1 protein-coding gene is annotated in these 2790 nt (G+C 67.5%); it reads left to right on the forward strand.

Annotated elements, in window-relative coordinates:
• Positions 1-12: 12 nt before the first annotated feature.
• Positions 13-2790, forward strand: a 2778-nt coding sequence (locus AB0D93_RS41400) for an AMP-binding protein (protein WP_362131902.1), incomplete at its 3' end; no start/stop codon positions are given.

Below are 2790 nucleotides of genomic sequence, written 5' to 3' on the forward strand. Positions count from 1 at the left end.
TTCGATGTCTCGGTGTTCGAGATGTGGGGTGCGTTGATGCATGGCGGCCGTGTGGTCGTCGTGCCGCGTGAGGTGGCTCAGTCGCCGGACGAGTTTGTGGACTTGTTGGTGCGGGAGCGGGTGTCGGTGTTGTCGCAGACGCCGTCCGCGTTCCGTGCGCTGGTGGGTGCGGCGGCTGATGGTGATCCGCGTGTGGGTGAGCTGGGGCTGCGTGCGGTGATCTTCGCCGGCGAGAAGCTGGAGGTGGGTGAGCTTCGGCCGTGGGTGGACCGGTTGGGTCTGGAGAAGACCGCGCTGGTGAACATGTACGGGATCACTGAGACCACGGTGCATTCCACCTATCACCGGCTGACGAAGCGGGACTTCGCGGAAGGAGCCGGCAACCCGATCGGCCGGCCGCTCAGTGACCTGTCCATTCATCTGCTGGATTCGTACGGGAATCTGGTGCCGGTCGGTGTTCCGGGCGAGATGTATGTCGGGGGTCCCGGTGTGGCACGTGGCTATCTGGGCCGGCCGGCGTTGACGGCGGAGCGGTTCGTGCCGAACCCGTTCGGTCCTGCCGGGTCGCGGTTGTATCGCAGTGGTGACCTCGCGCGTCGTCGCGAGGACGGGAGCCTGGAGTTCCTGGGCCGTATCGACGACCAGGTGAAGATCCGTGGCTACCGGATCGAGCTGGGCGAGATCGAGACGGCCCTGTCGGGACAGGCCGGCATCCGTGACGTGGTGGTGATCGTTCGTGAGGACACTCCGGGTGACAAGCGTCTGGTGGCCTACTACGTTCCCGCTCCCGGTGCCACGGTCGATCTTGCCGCCGTCCGCTCGGAACTCGGACTGAGCCTGCCTGAGTACATGGTCCCGGCGGCGTTCGTGGAGCTGGAGGCGCTGCCGCTGACGCCCAACGGCAAGCTCGACAAGCGTGCCCTGCCCGCCCCGGAGCAGGACGCCTTCGCCCGCGGCACGTATGTCGCGCCGCGGACGCCGCTGGAGGAGCGCCTCGCCTCGGTGTGGTCGGAGGTGCTGGGCGTGGAGCGGGTCGGTGCCGGGGACTCGTTCTTCGAGCTTGGCGGTGACTCCATTCGTGCCGTCGCTCTGGTCGGTGCCCTCCGTACCGCCGGGTTCGAGGTCGCCGTGCGTGATGTCTTCGCCGCCCGCACCGTCACCGCGCTCGCCGAACTGCTCGACGGTCGGAAGGCGACCGAGGAATCCGCCGCGCTGAGAAGTGTGCAGCGTTTCGCGCTGATCTCCGCCGAGGACCGGGCCAAGTTGCCGTCCGGGGTGGTGGATGCCTATCCGCTGTCGCGGACGCAGACCGGCATGGTCGTGGAAATGCTGGCGGACACCAGTCGTAACCACTACCACAACGTCTCCACCTACCGGATCCGCGACGACAAGCCCTTCTCCCACGAGGCGTTCACCGAAGCCGGCCGTATCGTCGTCGCCCGGCACGAGACGCTGCGGACCTCCATCGAGCTTTCCGCCTATTCAGTGCCGATGCAGCTGGTTCACGCCGCTGCCGAGCCGGTGATGGGTGTGGCCGACCTCGGCGACCTGGCCGTAGAAGAACAGCACGAGAAGCTGCGTGAGTTCACGGCCGCCGAGCGCGCGAAGGCATTCGACTTCGCCGAGCCGCCGTTGATGCGTTACTTCGCGCACACGACGGAGAACAACGGCTGGTGGATCTCGGTGACCGAGTGCCACCCGATCATGGAGGGCTGGAGCTACCACTCCCTCCTGATGGAACTCCTCGGCTGCTACATGCGGCTGCGCGACGGCCTGGAGCCGGAGCCGTACGACGTGCCCGACGTGCGCTACGCCGACTTCATCGCCGGTGAGCTGGAGTCCCTCGCCTCCGACGAGGACCGTGCCTACTGGGCCGGCATCGTCAGCGACTACACCAAGTTCACCCTCCCCGCCGGCTGGAACGATTCTGCGGACGCGCCCCAGCGGACACACCAGATCCCCGTCCCGTGGCACGACCTCGAAGACCGGCTGCGCGCCCTGGCGACGGCGGCGGACGCCTCGTTCAAGAGTGTGATGCTCGCTGCCCATCTGAAGGTGATGGGCATGCTCATCGACGAGCCGGCCTTCCACACCGGCCTGGTGTTCGACGCCCGCCCCGAGGTCCTGGGCGCGGACCGGGTGTACGGCATGTACCTCAACACCCTGCCCTTCCCGGTCGACCGGGGCGCGGGCACCTGGCGTGAGCTGGTGCGGCAGGTCTTCGCGCGTGAGGTGGAGCTGTGGGGTCACCGCCGCTTCCCCATGCCGGAGATCCAGCGTGAGGTGGGCAACGGCCGCCTCATCGACGTCTTCTTCAACTACCAGGACTTCCGCCAGGTCGACACCGGGCTGATCGACCCCCTCGGCGGCATCGACGACAGTCCCACGGAACTTCCGCTCACCGTCTCCTCGCGAGGCGGCTACATCATCCTGACCGTCGGCATCCCCGCGCTCAGCGAGGAATACGGCCGGCGGATCGCCGACATGTACCGGTCGGTTCTGGAGGCCATGGCAGCCGACTTCGACGGTGACGCGCGTGCTGTGTATCTGCCGAAGGGTGAGCGCGAGCGTCTTCTGGGAGACGCGGCCGGTGGTGCTCCTGCTGCTCGGGTGGAGCGGTGTGTGCACGAGGTGTTCGAGGAGCAGGCGGCGCTTGATCCTGCGGCGGTGGCTGTGGTCGCCGGTGGGGTGGAGCTGTCGTACGGGGAGGTGAATGCGCGGGCGAATCGTCTGGCGCGTTATCTGTCCGGGCTGGGTGTGGGGCCTGAGTCGCTGGTGGGTGTGTGCCTG

It is taken from the genome of Streptomyces sp. NPDC048191 (assembly GCF_040652655.1).
In the GTDB taxonomy this organism is placed as follows: Bacteria; Actinomycetota; Actinomycetes; order Streptomycetales; family Streptomycetaceae; genus Streptomyces.